The following is a 19,793-nucleotide window of genomic DNA, read 5'->3' on the forward strand; positions in this document are numbered from 1 at the left end:
ATGGCAGCGCGCGGACGAGACAAGGCCCGGAACGATGTTCCGGGCCTTGCAGTCTTGGCTTACTGATTGGCGGCTTCGAATTCGCGCAGGATGACATTGCCGCGCTGGACGGCTTCGTCGAGGGCCTGCTGGCCGGTCTTGGAACCGCCCAGAACTGCTTCGAATTCCTGGTCGATGACGTCACGCACCTGGGTCAGGTTACCAAAGCGGATGCCCTTGGAATTTTCCGAAGGCGTGCCGCGGGTGATCTGCTTGATGGCGATGTCGGAACCAGGATGCTCGGCATAGTAGCCCTGCTCTTCACCCAGCTCGAAAGCAGCATTGGTGATTGGCAGGTAGCCGGTGAACTGGTGCCAATCGGCCTGAACTTCAGGCTGGCTCAGGTAGGTGAAGAACTGGGCAGCGCCGGCATAGACGTCGTCCGACTTGCCGTTCAGCACCCACAGCGTTGCGCCGCCGATGATCGAGTTCTTTGGCTCGGCGATCACGTCTTCATAGTAAGGGAGCGGGGCAAAGCCGACTTCGAAGTCCTTGGAATTGGCGACAACGCCAGCGCGCGAGGCCGAGGAGTTCATGTAGATGGCGCATTCGCCCGAGTAGAACAGCGGAGGCGCGTCGTTGCCGCCCACTGGGCCGCCATACTTGAAGACGCCTTCCTTGCTCCACTTGGCCAGGTTGTCCCAATGACGGGCCTGGGTTTCGCCGTTGAAGGTGAATTCGGTGCCGAGGCCACCAAAGCCGTTCTGCAGCGTGCCATAAGGCAGGTCGTGGATGGCCGAGAGGTTTTCGGTCTGGATCCAGCTCACCCAACCGGTGGTGAAACCGCAGGTGGCAGCGCCCGATGCGACAATCTTCTTCGAGAACTCTTCGACTTCAGCCCAGGTCTTTGGCGCGACGTCGCGGTCGAGACCGGCTTTTTCGAAGGCGTCCTTGTTGTAGTACATGATTGGGGTGGACGAGTTGAATGGCAGCGACAGGATGTTACCTTCAGGGTCCGAATAGTAGCCGGTCACTGGCGCGAGGAAGCCGGCGGTGTCCCATGGCTGGTTGTTGTCTTCCATCAGCTTGTAGACGGGATAGACGGCGCCCTTTGCGGCCATCATGGTGCCGGTGCCGACTTCGAAAACCTGAACGATTGCAGGCTGTTCGTTAGCGCGGAAGGCAGCGATTGCGGCGGTCAGCGTCTCGGCATAGCTGCCCTTGTAGACCGGGGTCACGACATAGTCGGACTGGCTGGCGTTGAAATTGGCAGCAACTTCTTCGAGCTTGGTGCCCAGTTCGCCGCCCATGGCATGCCACCAGGTGACTTCGGTCTGGGCAAGGGCGACGCTCGAGGTCAGTGCGACGGTCAGGACGGCAAGTCCGGCGGCGAGTGGGTAGCGAACCATGGGTTCTCTCCTGCGTAACTGGAAGTATCGGCAGGAAGCCCCCTACCGGCCCACATCTTGCGAGCCCGGCGTGCCTAACAATGGCGATTAACAGTTGGGTGACAGCAAAACGATGGTTTGGTGACACTCCACAGGCCCGAGGCCGCGCGGGTTTGCCGCGACAGTCATGCAGCCGTCGCATGAAAATGGCTAAGGCAGGCGATCAAAATTTTGACCACCGCGCGCCAAGGGGACAGCATGGGAAATATCATCGGAACAGGGTTTAGCGTCGGCTCCGACGACGGCGAACTGTTTGGTCTGGAAGCAGAATTGCGGCAGATGGCCGAGCTTGGTGTCGACACGGTCGAACTGGGTCTGACCAGCATTGACCTGATCGCTGGCGGCCGGATTGTCGCTGAACGCCTCCAGCGGCTTGAGGCCATCACGCGGCAATTTGATTTCCGCTACACCGTTCATGGTCTAGTCTCGTCAAACTTCATGGACCCCGACACCGTCGCGTATCAGCTACAGGTCTCCAAGGCGCTGGCAGAGGTCAGCGACCGCCTTGGAGCACGCATTCTGGTTCAGCATGGCGGCCATCTGCGCGCCGATCAATGGCATCACCGCGCCGGTGCGGATGCGCTCGAACGCGAAAGCCTTACCGAACTGGCTGAATTTTGCCGCCCCTACGGCATCCGCGTGGCGCTCGAAAACATCTTCAGCACGGAAGCCGGGCAATATCGCCAGACGCCGGCTGAAGTCGCCGCAACCGTGTTGGCAGTCAACCATCCCAATCTGGTGGCACTGATCGATTTCAGCCACGCCTATATCGAATGCACGTATCGCGGGCTCGACTTCCGCCAGGAGATCGCGGCGATGGCGCCCGTCACCGGGCACCTGCATGTCCACGATAGTTTCGGGCGGCCGCAGGCGCACTACATCGCCTATCACCAGGCCGAAAACGTCGCGATGGGGATTGGCGATCTGCACCTGCCGCTGGGCTGGGGCGATATCGACTGGGACTGGATTTTTTCGGAACTGACATTCCTGCCCGACACAGTGCTGATGATGGAGATCAGCCAGCGTTATAGCAGCGAACAGCCGGGCTGCCTCAGCCGGGCGCGGCAATTGGCAGGGCTCTAAAGCCCTGCCACCTGGTCTTGTTTAGCTGGCCAGATAGCCGAACTGGGCCTTGTGCAGCACCGAATAGGCGCCGTCGCGGGCCAGTAGCACGTCATGTGTGCCCTCTTCGACAATACCGGTCTCGTCGATCACGACGATGCGGTCGGCATGCTGGATAGTGGCCAGACGGTGCGCGATCACCAGCGTGGTGCGGCCTTGCGAAAGCTCGGCCAGCGAGCGCTGGATGGCGACTTCAGTGGCCGTATCGAGCGCCGAGGTCGCCTCATCGAGAATGAGGATCGGCGGATTCTTGAGGAAGATACGGGCAATCGCCACGCGCTGCTTCTGGCCACCGGACAGCTTCACGCCGCGCTCGCCGACCATAGTGTCTAGGCCCTGCGGCAGGCGCTTGATCACCGTGTCGAACCGCGCGCGCTTGGCCGCATCCCAGATGGCTTCATCGCTAGCGCCCAACAAGCCATAGGCAATGTTCTCGCGAATGGTGCCGCCAAACAGGAACACGTCCTGCTGGACAATGCCGATCTGGTTGCGCAACGAGGCCTGCGTCATGTCGCGAATGTCGATGCCGTCGATGCTGATCGACCCGCTGTCGAGCTCATAAAAGCGCGGCAGCAGCGAGCACAGCGTGGTCTTGCCGGCGCCCGATGGCCCGACGATGGCCAGCGTTTCGCCCGCCGAAACGGTCAGGTTCAGCCCATTGAGCACCCGGCGTCCGCTTTCATAGGAGAAGGCAGCGTCCTTGAAGATGATGTCGCCACGCAGCTTGCCAACGACCTGAGCATTGGGGCGGTCGGCAATGTCGGGCTCGGTGTCGATCAGGTTGGTGAAGCGACGGAAGCCGGCAATACCCTTGGGATAGCTTTCCAGAACGCCAGTGATCTTGTCGATCGGGCGCAGGAAAACCTCGACCAGCAGCAGGAAGCTGACAAAGCCGCCATAGGTCATTTCGCCCTTGATGACGAACCAGGAGCCCGCCAGCATGACCATCAGCTGCACCATGCGGGTGCTGAGATAGGTGATGGTGATGCTCGCCGTCATCATGGCGTAGGCTTGGATCTTGGTCTTGCGATAGGCCTTGTTATTGCCCTCGAACAGGCCCGCTTCGTGGTTCTCGTTGGCGAACGCCTTGACCACGCGGATGCCGCCGATGGAGTCCTCGATGCGGGTGTTGAACTCGCCGACGCGGCCGAACAGTTCCTGCCAGTTCAGCGTCAGGCGCGAACCGTATTTGCTGACCAGCCAGGTCACGACGGGCACGATCACCACGGTCATCGACGCCAGATGCCAATTGGTGACGAACATCAGGATGAACGCGCCGACAAAGGTCATGATGGCGAGGAAAATGTCCTCTGGGCCGTGGTGGGCCACTTCGCCAACGTCTTCCAGATCCTTGGTGACGTGGGTCATCAAGTGACCGGTCTTGTTGTTGTCAAAGAAGCGGAAGCTCAGCTTTTGCAGGTGATCAAACACCTGACGGCGCATGTCGGTTTCGATCGAAACGCCCAGCACGTGGCCGAAATAGTTGACCACCGCCTGCAGCACGGCATTGACCGCATAGATCGCCAGCAGCACGGCGCCGGCAATGATGATGAAGCCGAATTCGGAGCGCGGCAGCAGGGAATCGATGAAATAGGCAACAGCCAGCGGGAACACAAGTTCCAGCAAGCCGGCAACAATGGCACAGCCGAAATCGAGGAAGAACAGCCCCTTGTAGGGGGCGTAATAGGAGAAGAAACGCTTGATCATGAGAGGCACTAACTAAGGTTTGGGTCGAGTATCAGCCGTGGCCGACCGGCAGCATGGAGCGCAGGTCAAACAGTGTGGCGTCCTCGTCTTTGACGGCATTTGCCGCGATTGACTGCTCAAGCGCAACTATGTCGAGAAGTTCATTGGGCTGCCATCCGCATGGGCAGCCCTGTGGGTCTATATGGGCGTCGGCCACTTCACGATAGATGGTTCCGAGCGCCGCCGCCATGCACTCGAGCGCTTCCAGGGGCGAGAGGCGCGACGTTGCCAGCGCGCCCGCATAGGAAGCCATCAAAGCCGCGCGCATAGCGGCAAAAGTGGCATCGGAATCGGTCGGCGACATCGTTCTCTCCTGAGCAGGGCGGGACAATGCGGGCCAGTTTATCCTGCGCCGCAATAAAAGCGGAGTAACACAGTCATGTTAATAAGCAAGAGTTTGGGCCAGCTTTTGCTGTGCGCGGGAGTGACTTCGGGTGGGCTAGTGCCCCTCGCCTGCGCTAGAACCGCGATATCGACAAAACGCGTCATGTCCACCAAGCTTTGCGGGCCGCGAAGCGTCCTACGGGCAAACAGTGACACCGAGGAGAAGCTCCCCATGCGCCTGAGCGCTATTGCCACCGTCCTGCTGCTTTCGACCAGTGGGGCCGCCTTTGCCCAAAATCTGGACGCTCTGACGCAAGCCCTCGACCATTTGCCCGAGTTCATCCTCACCAATCCGGACGACCCGATCCAGGCCAGGTTCGTCGACGTTTCGGCGCTGTTTGCTTTGCCGGGTCTCGCCGGAGAGGAAGCAAAACGCGAGAACCTGCTTCGACTGCAGGTGGGGAGCGGGCTCTATCCTGTCGACGCCCTTTTCAGAAACGAGCTCGCCGACTGGCAGGAGCGAGCTGGCATCTCGCTAAGCGAGGTTCAGTACTTCGTTGGTTTGGCCAGCCCACCAAACGTCATCGCGCTTTGGGGCATGGAAACTGACGCAGATGCGGCCACCTTTTTCGATACGCTCAAGCAGCATGACTTCGTCCCCTTCGGCGGCGACGACGGCGTGCTCGGCAATGGCGAGCCCATGAAAATCGACTTCGACAAGCGTGACCCGGCCAATCCGTGGCGCAGCAGCATGGGCGCCGCGACCTTTGTGGCAACCAAGGGCAATGCGATCGTGCAGGCCTCATCGCCAGCGGCGGTACCAGTGCTACTCAACGACGGCCCCTCGGTCGCTGACAATCCAATTGTCGCCACGGCGCTCAAGGGCCTCGATCAATCGGTCGGCGATGGCTGGATTGTTCAGGCAATGCTGATCTCGCCGGCTTTTGGCATGGGTGGCTTTGATCTGGCGGACCTCGTCAGCCTTCAGCCGGGCAATCTCGATGAGCTTCGCAGCAAGCTCGAATCCCAGATCGCCGGCCTGTCCGAAGGCATCCCGCCCTATTTCGGCGGCATCATCGCTGATGTGCAGCTGGAAAATCCGGCCGTTGCGATTGCACTGACCTACGCCGACTGCGACACGGCCGAGGCTGCAGCCCGGCAGATCGGGGGACGCTGGAAAGCCAGCATGCCTGAAACAGCGCAAGGCACCATCACTACAACCCATGGCGAAGGCGTCGACGGCTTATGCGCCGCCCTGTTCACCGTCGTTGGCGACACCGAAGACCCCACCACAAACCCGATTTTTGGCCGGTTCTTCGAGCAGTATATGCGCCGCGATTTCACCGTTCTGCAGGTCGGCAATGCCTAGTAACAGCTTCTAGCTCGCCATCAATTGCGGCTGTCGGCGCGCTTCCAGCGGCGACAGCCCAAAACGGCGTTTGAAGCAGGTGGCGAAATACTGGCTGGACGAGAATCCGCAGTCATACGCCACCGAGGTGACCGGCAGCGCGGGCTTGGTCATCAGCAACTTATGAGCCGCATCGAGCCTCAGCATCTGGAGGTAGCGCACCGGCGTCGTGTTTGTCAGCGCAAGGCAATGCTGGGTGAATTGAGTGCGCGACAGATTGCACTCAGCCGCCATATTATCCAGCGTCCAGTCTTCATCCAGCGCATGGGTGAGGCGTTCGAGGAAGATACGCACGGTGCGCTTGGATTGCGCCAGCGCCTGATCGAGCGACGGCCCCTGCGCCTCGATCTGCTGCATGAAATGCATCAGCATCATCGAAATGGTCAACCGCAGCCGGATTTCGCCGCCCTCGATATCATTGGTCGCAACCACATCGGCTATCTGCTGGAAGTCGTGCGCAACATCGCGCGACGCCTGATAGTAGGGCTGCTCGTTTTTGGAGAGGAACTCCGTCAGACGTTGCTGATCGCGCTCGGGCCAGGCCAGCCAGTCGGGCCACTGCCACTGCTCGTGTGGCCGCCGCGTGCCCATGTCGAACAGCACCCAGACAACCTGACTAGCGACCACATTGGGATCGCCGAAGGCGTGCAACTGCCATGGCCGAACGACAAACATCTGACCTTCGCGCAGCTCGTATTTCTGGCCATCAAGCGTCAGCGTCAGGCTGCCGCGTGCCACATAGGCGATCTTGACGCCTTCATTGCAGTGAACCTTGAGACCCCAATCCTGCGGATAGGTCGCGTCCCAGCCGCCGACCGAGCAGACCTGCGGCAGCGCATTGCCTAAGTCGCGCCCCGGATAGCCCCGCCTTGTCCAGGCGCTCAGGGTCACCTTGCCGGCGATGGATGCGTCGAGCAAATCCTTGCAATTGCCCGCATAGAGCAATGCACCCGGCTCGCGGAACACGGCGGGGCGATTGGCGCCCAAGGCGGGGTGCAGACTGTCCACGGCTCGCTCCTCAAATGTTCAAAATTTACCGGTGCGGTATTTCGAACGCGTGCCGGTCGAATCTCGGGGATAGTTCTGGACGACTTCAGCACGGCCAATCCTAGGGAGGGGCGACGAACAAAGTCAAGGTTTGTAGGCGACAGGCGATGAGTGACGGGCTTTACAATCCGGCCACAGTATCAAATGCGTCAACAATGCTGACGTTCGAAAACGCTCACTCGACGATTTTCGCCTGACGAAGAAAGAACAAGAACCGCTTTGCGCGGCAAGAGGCATCTCAGCATACTGGGGGCCTAACAAAGGGTCCAAAAGGGCGAGTGGGGGGATCATGCAGGTCGGCATTAATTTGCTATGCCTTAGCGGCTTCATCGAGGAACAGCATCTGGGTCAGCTGCGGCAGCTCAAGGACCTCGGCTATGATGGCGTCGAAGTGCCCGTCCTGCGCGGCGCGCCCGAGCATTATGCATGGCTGGGCGGCCAGCTCGATGCCATCGGACTCCGCCGCACCACGACCTCGGTGATCCCATCCGCCGACGCTAATCCTGTCAGTTCGGACCCCACCATTCGCCACGCTGGCCAGCAGCATCTCGACTGGGCGCTCGACTGCGCGATAGCCCTCGGCGCCGAGAGCATTGGCGGACCGTTCCATGCGCCCATCGGCCAGTTTACCGGTGCCGGGCCGACCGAAGACGAGTTGAAATATGGAGCGGAAACGCACCATGCGATGGCCGATCGGGCCAGTGCGAACGGGATCTATCTCAGCCTCGAACACCTCAATCGCTTCGAGACCTACTTCCTCAACACGATGGAACAGGCACGGGCATATGTGGACCGGGTGGACCATCCCGCCTTTCGGATTATGTACGACACGTTCCACGCCAATATCGAAGAAAAGAGCCAGCCTCGCGCCATTAGAACCCTCGGCGACGGAATGGGCGTCCTGCACATTTCCGAAAATGATCGCGGCATTCCGGGGCGCGGCCACATCAATTTCGCCGAGGTGTTTTCGGCTGTTCGGGCCACTGGCTACGACGGTTGGGTCACTCTAGAAGCGTTCGGCGCAGGCCTGCCCGAACTGGCCGCCGCCACCCGCGTCTGGCGACCGCTCTTCCCCGATTTTGATACCCTCTTTTCAGAGTCCATAACCTTCATCCGCAACGGCTGGGCGGAGGCGGCGTGATGAGCAAGTCCCCTGTCATCGCGATGGCCAATATCTCGAAAAGCTTCCCGGGGGTGCGGGCGCTCAATGACGTGAGCTTTGCCTGCTATCCCGGCGAAGTGCATGCGCTGGTGGGCGAAAACGGCGCCGGCAAGTCGACGCTGATCAAGATCTTGTCCGGCGTTTACACACCCGACGCGGGCAGCGTGCTGGTCAATGACCGTCAGATTGCCTTCAAGCACCCGGTGGATTCACTGCGCGCCGGGATTTCGGTGATCTATCAGGAATTCTCTCTGCTGCCCGAGCGCACCGTGGCGCAGAACATCTTTCTCGGTCGCGAGCTGACCAAGGGCGGTGTGCTCGATATGGCAGCGATGCGCGCCGAAACGCGACGGGTGCTCGACCTGTTTGCCGCTGGTGCCCGCGTGTCGCCCGATACCTTTGTCAGCGACCTGCCGGTGGCCACCCAGCAGATGGTGGAAATCGCCAAGGCCATATCGCTCGACGCCCGTGTCGTCGTGATGGATGAGCCCACCGCTGCGCTCAACGAGGCTGAGTGCGAAGTGCTGTTCCAGACCATCGACCAGTTGCGCGAGCGCGGCACGGCGGTGATCTACATCACCCACCGCATGCGCGAAGTGACGCGCCTGGCCGACCGGGTGACGGTGCTCAAGGACGGCGAAGTGGCCGCGAGTTTTGACACGCCCCCTGCCCCCGAAACCATCGTGCATGCCATGGTCGGCCGCGACATAGGAGATTTCTATGCGCCGCCCGCCGCGCCAACTGAAATTGGCGACGTCGTGCTGTCCATCGACAATGCGACCAACGCCGTGCTGCGCAATATCAGCCTGCAATTGCGCGCCGGTGAGATCGTCGGCTTTGCCGGCATCCAGGGTGCCGGTCGCGTAGCGCTCGCCATGGCGATCTTTGGGCAGATGCCGTTCACCACTGGCACGGTGACGCTCAATGGCGCCAATGCCGCTTTCGCCAATCCGCGCGATGCCATCCGGGCCGGGATTGGCCTGTTGCCCGGCGACCGCAAGGCCGAAGGGCTGGTGCTGATGCAGTCGGTGCGCGACAACGGCATGCTTACCGCCCGCGCCTTCGGCAATCTGTTAGGGACGCACAAATCCAATAGCCATGCGAGCCTCACCAGCATGGACGGACTACTCGACGGCATGGAGGTCAAAGCGGCCTCCTATGAGCAAGACATCAAGCTTCTTTCCGGTGGTAATCAACAGAAGGCCATCGTCGCCCGCTGGCTGGCGCTCAAGCCGAAACTCCTGATCTTCATCGAGCCGACACGCGGCATCGACGTCAACGCCAAGGCTGGCATCTACCACCTGATGCGCGATCTGGCCCGACAGGGCACGGCGATCATGATGATTTCATCGGACCTGCCTGAAGTGATCGGCGCCGCTGACCGCATTCTGGTGATGCGGGCCGGGACCATTGTTGGCGAATTCTCGCATAACCCCGCCGAGACCGACATAATGCTCGCCGCAACCGGCGAGAGCGAGGTGGCCGCATGAGCGATATTTCGGCCCATCGCCCGCCCCGCTTCACCTTCCGCTTCGAGCGCTGGGCCCCGGCCCTGCTCTTGCTTATTGCGCTGCTCGTCTATGTCGGCATCGCCGTCGGCACCGGCCAGACGCAATATTTGACCTTCGACAACCTGATCTCAATCCTCGGCCGCTCCATCGCGCTCGGCATCACCGCCGTCGGGCAGACTTTTGCCATTCTGGTGGCATCGATCGACCTCTCCGTGGCGAGCCTAATCTCCGCGACGGCCGTCGTCACCTCTGTGGTGATGGATGGCAATCCCGCCATGATCGCACCGGCCATAGCCGCCGCTCTGGCGCTAGGCTTATTGGTCGGCTTCATCAATGGCGTGCTGATCGCGCGCTTTGAAATCAACCCACTGATCGCGACGCTCGGCATGAGCCTGATCATTCAGGGGTGCCTGTCGGCCTTCTTCTCGAACTTTGCCGGATCGGTGCCAAGCGAGTTCCAGATCTTCGCCTATGGCACGCTGGGCAATATTCCATTCAGCCTGCTGTTCCTGTTGGCACTGGCCGTGGCCGCCTGGTTCGTGCTGCGCTTCACACGCTTCGGCTCCGACATCTATTCGGTGGGCGGCAATATCGATGCGGCGCGGGTCGCCGGTATCAAGACCAACCGCGTCATCATCGGCGCCCATGTGGTGTGCAGTCTCTGCGCCGCCATTGCCGGACTCTATCTCGCCAGCCGTCTGCGCTCGGGCGCGCCTTGGATTGGCAGCGACGGTGTCTATGATCTGGAATCTATTGCTGTTGTCGTCATCGGCGGCACCATTCTGGCCGGTGGCCGTGGCGGCATCTGGGGCACGATGGCGGGCGTGATGATCTTTTCGCTGATCGACTCCATCTTCAACCTGGCCGGGGTCGATGCCTTCGCCAAACAGGTGCTGCGCGGCGTCATCATCGTGGCAGCCGTCGCCTTCTACACCGTCCGTTCCAAGAGGCTGGCGGCATGACCGACAACGCTATCGTCACCCGCAAGCGCCAGCTGCCGCAGATCAATCCGGTCTATTTCATTCTGGCCGCGCTGATAGTTGCGATCATCCTGCAGAACCCGGCTTTCGTGGAGCCGACCGGTTACATGAATTTCCTCAAGCGCGCCGCACCATTGGCGATCCTTGCGGCCGGACAGGTCTATGTCATCGTCTCGGGCGGGTTCGATCTGTCAGTCGGCTCGCTGATCACGCTGGTGGTCGTCGGCTCGTCGATGCTGCTCAACAACGACCCCAATTCGACCTGGTGGGTAATCGCCGTCATGTTCGGCATCGGCGTGGGCGTCGGGCTGATCAATGGGCTGGTGGTCTGTTACCTCAAAGTGCCGTCGCTGATCGCCACTTTGGGCATGATGATCACGCTCAATGGCCTCGCCTTCATGTGGTCGGGCGGCGCACCGCGCGGGTATCTGACAGACAGCTACCGCTTCTTTGGGCGCTACAACTTCACCGATCTGCCGCTGATCCGCATTCTGCCCGTCGCCATTATCGTGCTGCTGGTGATCGGTTTTCTGCTGTATTGGCTGATGCATCGCACCAATCTTGGCCGCATGATCCATGCCATCGGCGACAATCCACGCGCGGCAAACCTTGCCGGTGTGCCGGTCAACCGGGTCCGTATCATCGCCTTTATCGTGTCTTCGCTGAGCGCAGTCGCGACCGGCATCCTGCTGGGCGGCTTTGCAGGTGTCTCGACCGATGTGGGCTCGGGCTATGAGCTACAGGCAATTACCGCCGCTGTGCTGGGCGGGGCTTTGTTGCTCGGCGGCCGCGGTTCGGTGCCTGCCACCATTGCTGGAGCGCTGACTCTCTCGGCTATCTTTACGCTGCTCAATTTCTTGGGTCTGCCACAGCCGGTTCGCCAGGTTGTGCAGGGCCTGATCCTGATCGCCGCCGTCGCGGTGGCGGTCTATCGCCGCAAACATACGGGGCGCTGAAGCCTCAAAACCAATTCTCACGGATCGGAAGACCGAGCGTGTGAACCGACGCAGAAACACCAAGGGAGGACGACTATGAAGAACATTTTGGCCATGGCGGTCGTCGCCGGGCTCGCACTCACCGGGGGCACTTTCGCTCAGGCCCCAAACTTTGACGATCCGGCAGAATTCGCCCGTCAGAAGGAATTCCTCGCGGCAACGCCAATGGGGCCGGAAGGCAAGCCATGGGAGCAGTACCTTGTCGACACGATGAAGGACACGACTGGCTTCAAGAAGGACGCGCCCTATACCGTCTGCTTCTCCAATGCCGGCGTGAACAATCCATGGCGTGTCGTGGGCTGGACCAACATGCAGGAAGAAGCCAAACTTCATCCTGAAATCAGCCAGATCATCCATGTCGACGCCGAAGGTTCCGACGACAAGCAGATCGCCGACATCGACGACCTGCTGGCCGGTGGCAAATGCTCGATCCTGATCGTTTCGCCAAACACCACTGCGGCGCTGACCCCAGCCGTCGAAAAAGCCTGCGCCGTGCTGCCGGTCATCGTGTTTGACCGTGGCGTCAACACTGACTGCCCCGTCACCTTCATCCACCCCGTCGGTGGCTATGGCTTTGGTATTCAGGGCGCAGAATTCATCGCCGAGAACGTCAAGCCCGGTGGCAATGTGCTGATGCTGCGCATCCTGCCCGGCGTCGACGTGCTCGAAACCCGTTATTCGGGCGGCAAGCGCGTGTTGGAAGAAGCCGGTCTCAACATCGTCGGCGCCGAATTCACCGACGGTGACAACGCCAAGACCAAGTCGATCGTCGAAGACTATCTGCAGCGCGGCAAGATCGACGCCGTGTGGATGGATGCCGGCGCGACCGCCGTTGCGGCCGTGGAAGCCTTTGAAGACGGCGGCTACGACATGCCGGTCTTTGTTGGCGAAGACCAACAGGATTTCCTCCAGAAGTGGAAGGAACTCGGCCTGACCGCGATTGCGCCAGCCTATCCATCCTACCAGTGGCGCACCCCGATCATCGCCGCTATCCACACCCTCAAGGGCGAAGCCGTGCCAAGCCCAGAATGGATCCTGCCGCAGCCAGCCATCACCCAGGCAACGCTCGACAGCTACATCAACACCGCCATGCCCCCACTGCACTACGCGCTCTGCGGCTGCGAAGGCATGCCAAACTACCCAGCCGCCTGGGGCGGCAAGTAAGCCTCAGCCGACCACCCAACGGTCAAACTGGGCGCCCCACCGGGCGCCCTTTCTTTTAGGAAGCGCTGCGACGGCGGGGCTTTTCCGCGTCGATCAGGAAGCGGTCTTCCAGTTTGGCCTGCAGGTCCAGCATATGCTGTTCGGCTTCGGCCATGTGGAGGGAGAGGATGTTCGCCGCAGCGTCGGTGTCCCGAGCACGCATGGCGGCGATGAGGTCGCGTTGGTGCTGGATGCCGGTTTCGCGGCGGACGGGTTCGGGCTGGACGTAAATGTCCTGCGCGATCGTCAGGTCCTTGAGCAGACGCTGTAGGAAGCGGCAGGTGAAGGCCAGAATGGCGTTGTCGGAATACTCGGCGACAACGCCGTGAAAATCGAGCTCGGCCATACGCTGGGTCCAGCGCTCCTGCGCGTCGGCGGGCTCATGATCGTAAACCGAAATCAACGCTTCGAGGCGCTTGAGCCCGGCCTCGTCGATATGGGGCGTGGCGCTGGCGGCCAGCAGCGGTTCCAGTGATTTGCGCATCTGGTAGATGTTGGCGATGGAAATATTCTTGGCGTAGAGGAAGTTGGACAGCAGGCTCATCGCCCGCCCTTCCGACATGCGCTCGATAAAGGCGCCGCCGCCCGGACCGGTGCGGACGCCGATCAGGCCTTGCACCTCGAGCGATTTCAGCGCCTCGCGCACGGTGCCTTTGCTGGCGGCAAACTGGGCCATCAGGTCGCGTTCCTGCGGCAGGCGATCGCCGGGGCCGAGGCCGTGCTCAACGATCATGCGCTTGATGGCATCGACGATCTCATCGGTCCGCTTGCGGCGCGGCACGCCGGCCTTGGCCGGCACGTGATCGAACTGGTCGGCATCACTCATCAAACAGGATCCGATTGGCCAAGACGCGGCGCGCTGGCGATCAGCGTCCTCGTATAGTCGTGCTGCGGGGCGGCGAACAGCTGGGCTGCGGGGCCCGTCTCCACCACTTCCCCCAGATACATGACAGCGACCCGATCGGAAATGGATTCCACCACAGCCAGATCGTGGCTGATGAAAAGGTAGGATAGACCCAGCCGATCCTTGAGGTCTTCGAGCAGCAACAGAACCTGCGCCTGCACGGAAACGTCGAGCGCGCTGACCGGTTCATCGAGCACAAGAATACGGGCTTCGGCAGCCAGGGCACGGGCGATGGCGATGCGCTGCGCCTGCCCACCGGAGAACTCGTGCGGAAAGCGAGAGAGCGTATCGAGTGGCATTTGCACAGCGTCGATCAGTTCGCGCTTGCGCTGCTCACGCCGGGCGGCATCGTGACCACAGAGCAGGCGCAGCGGCACGTCGAGGATTTCCCCGATGGTCTTGCGCGGATTGAGCGAGGCGACTGGGTCCTGAAACACATATTGGATGGTGCGACCGAAGGCGCGAGGACCGGACGCGGCAAGGTTCTGCCAGGTCTTGCCGTCGATAACCATGGTGCCGTCGCTGGGGTGTTCGAGGCCGACCAGCATGCGGGCGAGCGTTGACTTGCCGGAGCCGCTTTCGCCGACAATTCCCAAGGTTTCGCCGCGCTTGAGGTTGAGCGTGATGCCGCGCACAGCCTGGACGCTGCTGGCCTCTTTGCCGAAAATGTTGCGACCACCGCCAAAGGTTTTGACAAGGCCGCCGATTTCGATGGCGTTCTCGCTCATGAACGGGCCTCCGCAAAGAGTGGGCGCACCCTGTCAAGAAAGCTGGCGCCTTCGCCCAATTTGGGCACGCAGGCGATCAGGCGCTTGGTGTAGTCGTGCTGGGGCGCCCGCAGGATGTCGCCGGTATCGCCTTGCTCGACGATCACGCCATCCTTCATCACCGCAACCCGGTCGCAGACCTGGGCGACGACGCCGAAGTCGTGGGTGATGAGCAGGAGAGCCAACCCGCGCTCACGCCGCAAATCCTGCAACAGATCGAGGATGCGCTTTTGCACGGTGACGTCTAGGGCGGTCGTCGGTTCGTCGGCGACGATCACATCGGGGTCGTTGGCCAGGGCCATGGCAATGCCGATGCGCTGGCGCTGGCCGCCGGACAGTTCGTGCGGATAGGCACGGGAGCGTTCGGCGGCGTCGCGAATGCCGACGGTTTCCATCAGCTCCACGGCGCGGGCCATGGCGGCGCGCTTGCCCAAAGGTTTGTGGGCGGTGACAGCCTCGGCGATCTGTTCGCCGACGCGGTAGAGTGGGTGCAAGGTGGTCAGCGGGTCCTGGAAGACATAGGACACGCGGGCGCCGCGCAGCGCGGTCAATTGCTGCTCGCGCAGGGACAGCACGTCGCGACCATCGAGATAAACGGCACCACCGGTGATGACACCGGGCGGCGAGGCGACCAGACCCATCAGCGACAGCGCCGTCACCGACTTGCCGGAGCCGCTTTCGCCGATCAGGCCGAGGCATTCGCCCTTGTCGAGCTGAAAGCTGATGGCTTTGACGGCAGGGGTGATGTGATCCGTATCCGCAAAACCGGTCGAGAGATTGTCGACCACCAGCACCGGCGCATCGGCTTTGGTTTCGGCGGGCTTGGTGGCCCGCTTGATGCGCGTGACGGGCATCGGACGGTTGAGCGCGCCTGAACGCAGGCGGGGATCGAGCACGTCGCGGACGCCATCCCCGAGGAGATTGATGCTCATCACAAGAATGAAGATCATGACGCCGGGAATGATCGAGGCGTGCGGGGCAGTAAACAATTGGGCGCGCGCCTGACCGAGCATGGAGCCCAGATCGGAGGTTGGCGGCTGGGCGCCTAGTCCGAGGAAGGACAGGCCCGCCGTTTCCAGGATCATCCAGCCCACGGTGGTGGACATGGTGATGACGATGACCGGCAGCACATTTGGCAGAACCTCAGTGAAGAGGATCTCTGCATCGCTTTTGCCCGAAAGGCGCGCTGCATCGACAAATTCGCGATTGCGGATCGAGACCGTAACGCCACGAATATTGCGGGCAAAGAACGGGATATTGACGATGGCGATGGCGTAGAGCGCGTTGAGCAGCCCCGGCCCGAGCGCTGCCACGATAGCAATGGCGAGCAGGATATAGGGGAAAGCCATCAGCATATCGACAAAGCGCATGAGGATGGAGTCCGTAGCGCCACGCGCGTAGCCGGCGACCAGCCCGATCAGCGAACCGACCAGCGCCGAGAGCGCGGTAGCGCAAATGCCGACGACCAGCGAAATCTGCGTGCCCCAGATCAGCCGGGACAGGATATCGCGGCCTAGGTGATCGGTGCCTAGCAGATGCCCGGCGCTGAGCGGCGGCAACAAGCGATTGGGCTGGTCGGTAATGTCGGGGTTTGGCAGGGGCAGGATTGGCGCCAGGATTGCCAGCACTACGATAAAGCCGAAGATGAACAGGCCGGCTGCGGCAAGGCGATTGGCCATCAGCAACTGCCAGTTGCTACGGCGTTTGCGGGCGGGCGTGGTTGTGGTGATGGTCAAATCGGTCATCCCTTGAGCCTCGGATCAAGCGTGGCTTGCGCCACATCGGCCAGAAGATTGACCAGCACATAGACGGTGGCCGCGACGAGAACCCCACCCTGTACCAGCAACAGATCCCGGGTGGAGACGGCCTTGACCAGCATCTGGCCGAGACCCGGCCACTGGAACACGGTTTCGATATAGACGGCGCCGCCGAGCACAAAACCCGCCTGAATGCCGAGCACCGGAATGACCGATACAAGGGCGGCCCGAAAGGCATGGCGCCAAATGACGGCGCCTTCGCCAAGACCCTTGGCGCGCGCCGTGCGGACGAAATCCTGACGCAGCACTTCGAGCATGGCCGCGCGGGTCAGGCGCGCCACGACCCCGGTCGCGACGATGGCCAAGGTGCCGGCTGGCAGGATGAGGTGGCGCAGCAAATCTGGCAGATCGCCGCCGCCATAGACGGCATACATGCCTGAGGCCGGAAGCAGGCGCCATTGCACGGCAAAGAACAGAATAAAGATCAGCCCGAGGAAGAAGGCGGGCATGGAGATGCCGATCAGCACGAAAAAGGTGACGATGCGGTCGGTCCAGCCAAACTGGCGGACGGCCGACACAGTGCCCGCCAGAATACCCAGCACCGAACAGATCAACAGCGATGCACCGGCAAGGATCAGCGTAGCGCTGAAGCGCTCAAGCACTTCATCAAGAACTGGGCGATTGAGGATATAGGAGCGACCAAAATCGCCCTGCAGCAGATTGCCGACCCATATAAAATACTGCTCGGGCCATGAGCGGTCGAGGCCGAGCGCTCGGTTGATACGCGCCACATTGTCTGGCGTGGCATAGGAACCGAGCAGCGCCTGTGCCGGATCGCCGGGAATGAGCTTCATCACCAGAAACACGATGATGGACAGGCCGATGATCACCGGGATCGCCGCCAGAAGTCGCTTTGCGATGTAACTGCCCATGGGCGCCTCCCGCGAAAGGGACCGGTCCCGTGGGACCGGCCCGGTAAAATTACTGCTTGGTCACGTCCCGCAGCACGAGGCTGAAATCGGGCTGCAGCTCGAAGTCACCGACAGCCGAGGTCACCACCGCATTCTGCTTCCAGTTGGCAACGAACAACCATGGCGCATCTTCGTGGGTGATCGCCTGCACCTGCTTGTAGAGGTCGCCGCGCACGCTCTGATCGGTCGCGACGCGGGCCTCGTCGAGCAGCTTGTCGACTTCAGGGTTCGAGTAATAGCTCGAGTTGAACCCGCCTTCGGCCGGGAAGGCCGCTGTACGCAGGGTGAGGAAGGGGAGCGTATCGGGATCGCTGGTCATCCAGGCCATTTCGGCCATGTCAGCCTTGCCTTCGAGACCGGGATTCACTTCCGACAGGAAGGTGTTCCACTCATAGGTCTTGATCTCGACCTTGAGACCTACGGCTGCCAGATCGGCCTGAATGGCGGTGCCCATTGGCACAGGATCAAGCATGCCCGAGCCGCCTTCGGTGACGAGGAAGGTGAGCGTTGCGCCCTCGGCGTCAGCTTCGGCCAACAATGCCTTGGCCTTTTCCGGATCGTATGGATAGGGCTGCACGTCTTCGTTGTACGCCCAGTTGAAGGCAGGCGGGATTGGGCCAGCCGAAACGCCAGCGGTGCCCTGCAATACGTTGTCGACGAGGCTCTGCTTGTTGACGGCGTAGTTCACGGCCTGCCGGACTCGCTTGTCGGCAAAGGGGCCGTCCTTGGCGTTGAGCATGACGTACCAGACATGCGGACCAACGACTTCCTTGACCTGATAATTCGCATCATTGCTGAACTGCGCGATATTGTCAGGTGGCGTTTCGAGCAGCACGTCGATACCACCCGAGAGCATTTCAGCGACGCGGGTATTGGCATCGGTGATCGGGCGGAAAATCACGGCTTCGAGCGTCGGCGCGCCATCCCAATAGGCATCATTGCGCGAGGCGACGACGCTGGTATTGGACTGCCACTGCTCGAACTTGAACGGGCCGGTACCAACCGGATGACGACCGTAATCGGCCCCATACTGCTCGACGGCGGCGGGCGAAACGATCAGTCCGGTGGGCGAGGCAAGGTTGGACATGAACGGCGCGAAGGGCTCGTTCAGCGTGAACTTGACGGTCAGGTCGTCGACAGCCTCGACCTTGTCCACCGAGGAGAAAAAGAAGGCCAGCGGAAATGGGCCGGTCGATGCGAAGGGGTGGTTTTCATCCAGCATGCGGTCGAAGTTAAACTTGACGGCTTCTGCATTGAACGGCGTGCCGTCGTGAAAGGTGACGCCTTCACGCAGGTTGAAGGTGTATTCGAGGCCATCGTCGGAAATGGTCCACGCCGTTGCTAGCGCAGGCTCGATCTCGAGCGTGCCGGGCTTGTTGCGCACCAGACCGTCATAAAGATTGACGGCGATACGGAAATCGTTGGCGGCCGTCGACACATGCGGGTCAAGCGATGCTGGCTCAGCGATCTGGCCAATGACAAGTACATTCGGCGGCGTCTGGGCAGCAACCGGGCCAACCAGCGCGAGCGCGGTTGCCATCATTAACGGTGCCAAGCCTGTCCATTTAGGGATCATGCGTTCCTCCTGGTGTTCCGGCCCCGTTGCGCGGCAGCAGCAATAGTGGGACAAGGGCCTGAAAAGAATTTATCAGCATAAATTCATCGTGCAATCCATTTATCATGATAAATTATTCGCCTCAGGATTTCCGCCCATGACCTATTCCATTGTCGCCCGTGACCCTAAAACCGGTGCGCTTGGCGTTGCCACCGCCACGGCAGGTCCTGCTGTTGGCGCGCTGGTGCCCCATGTTCGTGCCGGAATCGGTGCGGTCGCGACGCAGGCGATGACCAATCCCTATCTGGCGTTTGATGGGCTAGAGAAACTGGGAAGCATGGCCGCGAAGAGCGCAATGGCGGCAGCTTTGGCGGTCGATGCCGAGCATGATCGGCGTCAGGTCATCATGATCGATCGTTATGGCGAAACGGCCGCCTGGACAGGATCGTTATGCGACGGCTTTGCGGGGCACCTACAAGGCGTCGACGTCGCCGTGGCGGGCAATCTGCTGACTGGGCCAACCGTGCTCCAAGCGATGATGGAAGCGTTCCGTGGGGAAGATCTTGGCGAACGACTGTTGGCCGCGCTTGTCGCAGGTGAAGCGGCCGGCGGAGACCGTCGCGGCACCAGTTCGGCCGCGCTCAAGGTCTATTCCAACCAGCAGTTCGCTGATGTCGATCTGAGAGTCGATTGGTCCGCTAGGCCATTGCCGGCGCTGGCTGAGTTGATGGAAAAGACGCTTTCAGGCGGCTATGCAGATTTTTTCGCGGACGTCACGCGACGGTAGGAAGCTCGCCATTGCCCTGGCAGCACCAGATGTCCCAAGTGCCGCCCCTGCCCCGTTTTGTCTTCCCTTATCCTCCCAAACCTTTCACAGCGCCCAGTTAATTTTATGGATTGGCGATAGGCGCTTG

At 61.2% G+C, this 19,793-nt stretch carries 17 protein-coding genes; 8 read left to right on the plus strand and 9 right to left on the minus strand.

Annotation, left to right across the window (positions count from 1 at the left end; genetic code table 11):
* Positions 1-59: 59 nt before the first annotated feature.
* Positions 60-1,388 carry a sn-glycerol-3-phosphate ABC transporter substrate-binding protein UgpB gene (ugpB, locus tag ABIE28_RS12035; protein WP_354063229.1) on the minus strand — a complete coding sequence of 443 codons (1,329 nt, stop codon included), beginning with the start codon at positions 1,386-1,388 and terminating at the stop codon, positions 60-62.
* Positions 1,389-1,625: 237 nt separating this feature from the next.
* Between ugpB and ABIE28_RS12040 the strand changes: the two genes are divergently transcribed.
* Positions 1,626-2,510, plus strand: a complete 885-nt coding sequence (locus ABIE28_RS12040; RefSeq protein ID WP_354063230.1) for a TIM barrel protein — start codon at positions 1,626-1,628, stop codon at positions 2,508-2,510.
* Positions 2,511-2,531: 21 nt separating this feature from the next.
* On the opposite strand, the gene ABIE28_RS12045 is transcribed toward ABIE28_RS12040, so the two are convergent.
* Both ABIE28_RS12045 and ABIE28_RS12050 read right to left on the minus strand, forming a co-directional pair.
* Positions 2,532-4,256, minus strand: a complete 1,725-nt coding sequence (locus tag ABIE28_RS12045; protein WP_354063231.1) for an ABC transporter ATP-binding protein — start codon at positions 4,254-4,256, stop codon at positions 2,532-2,534.
* A gap of 31 nt (positions 4,257-4,287) precedes the next feature.
* A complete protein-coding gene (locus ABIE28_RS12050; protein ID WP_354063233.1) occupies positions 4,288-4,599 on the minus strand; it encodes a hypothetical protein in 312 nt (103 codons plus the stop codon).
* A 252-nt stretch (positions 4,600-4,851) separates the two neighbouring features.
* Between ABIE28_RS12050 and ABIE28_RS12055 the strand changes: the two genes are divergently transcribed.
* Positions 4,852-5,988 (plus strand): hypothetical protein, encoded by a 1,137-nt coding sequence (locus ABIE28_RS12055; RefSeq protein ID WP_354063234.1) that lies wholly within the window; start codon positions 4,852-4,854, stop codon positions 5,986-5,988.
* Between the two features lie 9 nt (positions 5,989-5,997).
* On the opposite strand, the gene ABIE28_RS12060 is transcribed toward ABIE28_RS12055, so the two are convergent.
* Entirely contained in the window at positions 5,998-7,035 is a 1,038-nt protein-coding gene (locus ABIE28_RS12060) for a helix-turn-helix domain-containing protein (RefSeq protein ID WP_354063236.1), read from the minus strand.
* Between the two features lie 328 nt (positions 7,036-7,363).
* Here ABIE28_RS12060 and ABIE28_RS12065 point away from each other — a divergent pair, with 328 nt between their 5' ends.
* From ABIE28_RS12065 to ABIE28_RS12085, 5 genes are all read left to right on the plus strand, one after another.
* Positions 7,364-8,215: a sugar phosphate isomerase/epimerase family protein gene (locus tag ABIE28_RS12065; protein ID WP_354063237.1), complete on the plus strand. Its 852-nt coding sequence runs from the start codon at positions 7,364-7,366 to the stop codon at positions 8,213-8,215.
* Positions 8,215-9,726: a sugar ABC transporter ATP-binding protein gene (locus ABIE28_RS12070; RefSeq protein WP_354063239.1), complete on the plus strand. Its 1,512-nt coding sequence runs from the start codon at positions 8,215-8,217 to the stop codon at positions 9,724-9,726. The genes ABIE28_RS12065 and ABIE28_RS12070 overlap by 1 nt, the downstream gene beginning before the upstream one ends.
* A complete protein-coding gene (locus tag ABIE28_RS12075) occupies positions 9,723-10,709 on the plus strand; it encodes an ABC transporter permease (protein ID WP_354063241.1) in 987 nt (328 codons plus the stop codon). Before ABIE28_RS12070 ends, ABIE28_RS12075 begins: the two co-directional genes overlap by 4 nt.
* Positions 10,706-11,683, plus strand: a complete 978-nt coding sequence (locus ABIE28_RS12080) for an ABC transporter permease (RefSeq protein ID WP_354063243.1) — start codon at positions 10,706-10,708, stop codon at positions 11,681-11,683. Before ABIE28_RS12075 ends, ABIE28_RS12080 begins: the two co-directional genes overlap by 4 nt.
* A gap of 75 nt (positions 11,684-11,758) precedes the next feature.
* Positions 11,759-12,886: a substrate-binding domain-containing protein gene (locus tag ABIE28_RS12085; RefSeq protein ID WP_354063245.1), complete on the plus strand. Its 1,128-nt coding sequence runs from the start codon at positions 11,759-11,761 to the stop codon at positions 12,884-12,886.
* A gap of 55 nt (positions 12,887-12,941) precedes the next feature.
* Here the strand turns inward: ABIE28_RS12085 and ABIE28_RS12090 are convergent, their stop codons facing one another.
* The 5 genes from ABIE28_RS12090 to ABIE28_RS12110 are packed head-to-tail and all read right to left on the minus strand — an operon-like array spanning position 12,942 to position 18,900.
* Positions 12,942-13,751: a FadR/GntR family transcriptional regulator gene (locus ABIE28_RS12090; protein ID WP_354063247.1), complete on the minus strand. Its 810-nt coding sequence runs from the start codon at positions 13,749-13,751 to the stop codon at positions 12,942-12,944.
* Positions 13,751-14,557: an ATP-binding cassette domain-containing protein gene (locus tag ABIE28_RS12095; RefSeq protein WP_354063249.1), complete on the minus strand. Its 807-nt coding sequence runs from the start codon at positions 14,555-14,557 to the stop codon at positions 13,751-13,753. Before ABIE28_RS12095 ends, ABIE28_RS12090 begins: the two co-directional genes overlap by 1 nt.
* The gene (locus ABIE28_RS12100; RefSeq protein ID WP_354063251.1) at positions 14,554-16,341 is read right to left on the minus strand and encodes a dipeptide/oligopeptide/nickel ABC transporter permease/ATP-binding protein; all 1,788 of its coding nucleotides are present in this window, start codon (positions 16,339-16,341) and stop codon (positions 14,554-14,556) included. The genes ABIE28_RS12095 and ABIE28_RS12100 overlap by 4 nt, the downstream gene beginning before the upstream one ends.
* Positions 16,338-17,285, minus strand: a complete 948-nt coding sequence (locus ABIE28_RS12105; RefSeq protein WP_354063253.1) for an ABC transporter permease — start codon at positions 17,283-17,285, stop codon at positions 16,338-16,340. The genes ABIE28_RS12100 and ABIE28_RS12105 overlap by 4 nt, the downstream gene beginning before the upstream one ends.
* Before the next feature lie 49 nt (positions 17,286-17,334).
* Positions 17,335-18,900 (minus strand): ABC transporter substrate-binding protein, encoded by a 1,566-nt coding sequence (locus tag ABIE28_RS12110; RefSeq protein ID WP_502913385.1) that lies wholly within the window; start codon positions 18,898-18,900, stop codon positions 17,335-17,337.
* Positions 18,901-19,036: 136 nt separating this feature from the next.
* Between ABIE28_RS12110 and ABIE28_RS12115 the strand changes: the two genes are divergently transcribed.
* On the plus strand, positions 19,037-19,666 hold the full coding sequence (locus tag ABIE28_RS12115) for a DUF1028 domain-containing protein (protein WP_354063255.1): 630 nt from the start codon (positions 19,037-19,039) through the stop codon (positions 19,664-19,666).
* Positions 19,667-19,793 lie beyond the last annotated feature (127 nt).

It is taken from the genome of Devosia sp. 2618 (assembly GCF_040546815.1).
GTDB lineage: Bacteria > Pseudomonadota > Alphaproteobacteria > Rhizobiales > Devosiaceae > Devosia.